This is a genomic window from Rathayibacter rhapontici, from assembly GCF_001995175.1.
In the GTDB taxonomy this organism is placed as follows: domain Bacteria; phylum Actinomycetota; class Actinomycetes; order Actinomycetales; family Microbacteriaceae; genus Rathayibacter.
Genome location: NZ_MUKN01000122.1, coordinates 1 through 1481, shown reverse-complemented (window position 1 = coordinate 1481; position 1481 = coordinate 1). Strand labels below are relative to the sequence as shown.

Below are 1481 nucleotides of genomic sequence, written 5' to 3'. Positions count from 1 at the left end.
CGCAGCGGTCGCAGCGCGCCCGAGCACCGGCGGCTCGAACTACACCGCACCCGCACCCTCCGCGGGCGGCGGATCGACCGCGGTCAGCGACTCCGGCTGGGTGGAGCCCGTCAACGGACGGATCACCGGCACCTTCGGCCCGCGCAGCAGCCTCTCGACCGGCGGCGGCTCGACCAGCTCCTATCACCGCGGCACCGACCTCGCGGCCCCGTGCGGCACCCCGATCTTCGCGGCGCACAGCGGCACGGTCACCTACGCCGGTGTCTTCGGCACCTACGGCAACTGGATCGAGATCAACCACGGCGAGGGCGTCAGCACCGGCTACGCCCACATCATCGCGGGCGGCATCTACGTGCGCGTCGGCGAGCGGGTCGAGGCGGGCCAGCAGATCGCGGCCGTCGGCTCCACCGGCGCGTCCACGGGCTGCCACCTGCACTACGAGACCCGCGTCAACGGCTCCGCCGTCAACGCCCAGCCCTTCATGGCCGCACGAGGAGTGACACTTGGTTGACCCCCGCACCACCGCTCGGAGCTTCACCCCGGCACCGCGGGAGCGTGCCTGGAAGGGTCGCCTCCCGATCGCGGTGTCGGCCGCCTTCGCCGTGACGGCGATCACGGCCTCCTTCGGGCTCACGCCCGCGACCGCCGACGATCCGAAGTACCCCTCGTGGGACGACGTGCAGAACGCCAAGCTCGACGAGGCCGCGAAGCAGGCCGAGATCGACTCGATCACCGGGCTCGTCGCGGGGCTCCAGACCGCGGTCGACGAGGCCTCCGTCGAGGCGATGCGCAAGGCCGAGACCTGGCGTCAGGCGACGGATGCGCTCGCCGCTGCCGCGCAGACCGTCACCGATCTCGAGGACCGCACCGTCGAGGCGTCCTCGAAGGCGCAGACCTCGAGGATGCGCGCGGGCCTGCTCGCCGCCCACCTCTCCCGCGCAGCGGGCGGGGACCTCTCGATGAGCCTCGTCGCGCGCGGCGAGGACGCGGGCGACCTGCTCTACCAGCTCGGCGCCATGTCGCAGCTGTCGGAGCAGTCGCAGAAGGTCTACGCCGACGCGCTCGCCGACAAGCAGCTCGCCGAGTCGCTCGCGCAGCAGGCCGACGTCGCGGTCGAGGAGCACCGGAAGCTCTCGGACGAGGCGGACCGCGCCCGCGCGACGGCCGACTCCGCCGCCGAGTCGGCCCGGTCGGCCCTGGCCGTGCAGGAGGCGAAGTCCTCCGAGCTCATCGCGCAGCTCGTCCTGCTCAAGGACTCCACCGTCGAGGTCGAGACCGCGTTCCTCGCCGGTGAGCAGCAGAAGCGCGCCGAGGCGGCCGCTGCCGCCGCCGCGGCGCGTGCGCAGGCCGATGCCGAGGCCGCGGCCGAGGAGGAGGACTCGCGTCCCGCTCCCGTGACCGCTCCGTCCGTCACCGCGCCGTTGAGGCCGGCCGCCCCCGTGCAGCAGCCGCCCGTGCAGCAGCCGGCACCCGTCCGGCCC

2 protein-coding genes are annotated in these 1481 nt (G+C 73.9%); both read left to right on the top strand.

Annotated features, from left to right (window positions below):
* A partial coding sequence (locus tag B0T42_RS18905; RefSeq protein WP_139344602.1) for a M23 family metallopeptidase occupies positions 1 to 511 on the top strand: 511 nt, incomplete at its 5' end.
* Positions 504 to 1481 (top strand): coiled-coil domain-containing protein (locus B0T42_RS18900; RefSeq protein ID WP_446737400.1); only part of this gene is annotated, 978 nt, incomplete at its 3' end. The genes B0T42_RS18905 and B0T42_RS18900, both read left to right, overlap by 8 nt.